The 1,150-nt window shown below is 57.7% G+C and carries 1 protein-coding gene; it reads left to right on the top strand.

The genetic code is table 11. The annotated features are described in order from the left end of the window. Nucleotides 1-44: 44 nt before the first annotated feature. The coding region (locus tag Q0341_RS14825) for an ATP-binding protein (RefSeq protein WP_299514905.1) at nt 45-1,150 on the top strand (1,106 nt) is incomplete at its 3' end.

Genomic DNA, 1,150 nt, shown 5'->3' with positions numbered 1-1,150 from the left:
CCGGCTCGATGCCCCCCCCCGAGACGATGAGCATGGAAAGATCCATGCGTTTTGACATTTTGTTCAGCCGCGTGAATTTGCTGCTCAACAGCCCGAGCCTGTCGCGGGTTCAGCACCGTGAAGAGTTCAGTGCATTGGTGCCACGCTTGACGTCATGGATGGCGGCCAGCACCCCACTGGCTGACGGGAAGAATTGGGCCTCTCCCGCTTGGACAGGCTTGATGACCGAGCTGCGGCAAATGAAGCCGGATGTGCAGGCCTTGAACACTGCATCCGACATCGTCATGGGCGAATGGGTGCACCACCAGGTGTCTACCGTGCGCGAGCAAAGCCGCTGGATTGCTTGGCTCACCATGGCGCAGATTTTGGGCCTGCTGGTGGGTGCGGGGGGCTTGTATGTGCATGAGCGCAAGCAAACCCAAGCCCAAAGAGCCCAGGCGCGATTGCACATCCAGCTGATGCTGGCCAAGGAGCAAGCGGAAAGCGCCAATTTGGGTAAAAGCCGTTTTCTGGCCAATATGAGCCATGAATTGCGCACCCCATTCAACGGAATTTTGGGCATGCTGGCTTTGTTCGAAAAAACCGAGCTCAGTGCACAGCAGCTTGATTGGCTCCAAACGGCCAAGGGCAGCGCGACCCATTTGTTGAATGTCCTCAACGATGTGTTGGATGTGTCGGCTTTGGAAGCCGGGAAAGTCCAACTCAGGCCAGAGCCTGTGAACATGGCTAATGTGTTGGCGCAAGTGCACAGTGACATGTCGGTGCAAGCTGAATCAAAAGGCCTGCAAATGAACTTGACTGGGGATCTGCCATCACCGGGACTTGTTCTGCTCGACCCGGTGCGCTTTCGGCAAATCCTGAACCATGTGCTGGGCAATGCCGTGAAATACACCGAGCAAGGGCAGGTCGATGTTCGCGTGCACTGTCAGCCAGAGGCGGGGCGGGTCGATTGGCAAATTGAGATCGCCGATACCGGCATAGGCATGTCCGACGCGACGCAAAAAAGTTTATTTCAGCGCTTTCACTGGGGTGACGCTTCGCTCACGCGGTCCCAGTCGGGTTCGGGTCTGGGCTTGGAGATTTCGAGATCACTGGCCCGGCTGATGGGGGGCGACTTGATGGCGCGCAGCGTGTTGGGGCAGGGCACCCT

This window comes from uncultured Limnohabitans sp., from assembly GCF_937889215.1.
In the GTDB taxonomy this organism is placed as follows: domain Bacteria; phylum Pseudomonadota; class Gammaproteobacteria; order Burkholderiales; family Burkholderiaceae_C; genus Limnohabitans_A.
Note: the sequence above shows the minus strand (reverse complement) of the source record. Positions and strands in the feature narration are given on the sequence as shown.